This window comes from Streptococcus mitis, from assembly GCF_001579035.1.
GTDB lineage: Bacteria > Bacillota > Bacilli > Lactobacillales > Streptococcaceae > Streptococcus > Streptococcus mitis_J.
The window spans coordinates 268,719-269,950 of sequence record NZ_KQ970285.1; the positions used below are offsets into that span (position 1 = coordinate 268,719).

General features: G+C 42.7%; 1 protein-coding gene and 1 pseudogene. Both read left to right on the forward strand.

What is annotated here, in order from left to right:
- On the forward strand, positions 1–508 hold a 508-nt coding region (locus SMIDD26_RS12495; protein WP_246746841.1), incomplete at its 5' end, for a His/Gly/Thr/Pro-type tRNA ligase C-terminal domain-containing protein.
- 430 nt (positions 509–938) lie between these two features.
- A pseudogene (locus tag SMIDD26_RS12500) lies at positions 939–1,232 on the forward strand (glucosamine--fructose-6-phosphate aminotransferase); the annotation flags it as partial.

Genomic DNA, 1,232 nt, shown 5'->3' on the forward strand with positions numbered 1-1,232 from the left:
TAAACTCGGCACTCGCTATTCAGCAAGCATGGGAGCAGATGTTTTGGATGAAAATGGCCGTGCTGTGCCAATTATCATGGGATGTTACGGTATCGGTGTCAGCCGTCTCCTTTCAGCAGTGATGGAGCAACACGCTCGCCTCTTTGTGAACAAAACGCCAAAAGGTGAATACCGTTACGCTTGGGGGATCAACTTCCCTAAAGAATTGGCCCCATTTGATGTGCACTTGATTACTGTCAATGTCAAGGATGAAGAAGCGCAAGCCTTGACAGAAAAGCTTGAAGCAAGCTTGATGGGAGCTGGTTACGAAGTCTTAACGGACGATCGTAACGAACGTGTCGGAGTGAAATTTAGCGATAGTGACTTGATTGGATTGCCAATCCGTATCACTGTTGGGAAGAAAGCAGCCGATGGCATCGTAGAAGTCAAGATTAAAGCGACTGGTGACACCATCGAAGTTCATGCAGATAACGTGCTTGAAACGCTTGAAATCCTCAGCAAGAAATAAAAACTATAATCAGAAGAAAAACAGAGGCTAGGCAAAACTCAATTTGAGGAGAAAATTCAGTAAATCTTTCCATGGTAAAAGGCATCATATCAAGGTTGTGTACACCTGACATAATGCGTTTTTATAATTTTGAAGCCTTTTTACCCAGCCTCTTTATGGCTTGGTTGAGTTAGAAGAAGGGTCGTCTGAAAAAATCAGGGTACTGGTTCAAGGAATTAAGCGATAATAATGGATTTTAAAAAAGATTCTGACTGATTGTCCTAATTGGTCAGAGTTTTTTGCTAACAGGAGCGTAATTTGAACTATACCAATTTTTACTCTTGACAAGTGAAAGAAACAAGTATATACTGTTTTTGCTGGTTCTATAAAAGAGGAATCAGACTATACCAATTTTAAGGAGAAAGCACAGCTGGTCTGTGTCGTATATACTATGTGTGGAATTGTTGGTGTTGTTGGAAACACGAATGCAACTGATATTTTGATTCAAGGGCTTGAAAAGCTCGAATACCGTGGCTATGATTCTGCGGGGATTTTTGTCTTAGGTGGTGCTGAGAACCATTTGGTGAAGGCTGTTGGTCGTATCGCAGAATTGTCTGCCAAGACAGCTGGTGTTGAGGGAACGACTGGTATCGGACATACTCGTTGGGCAACTCACGGGAAACCAACTGAGGACAATGCTCACCCACACCGCTCTGAGACAGAACGTTTTGTCTTGGTGCACAAC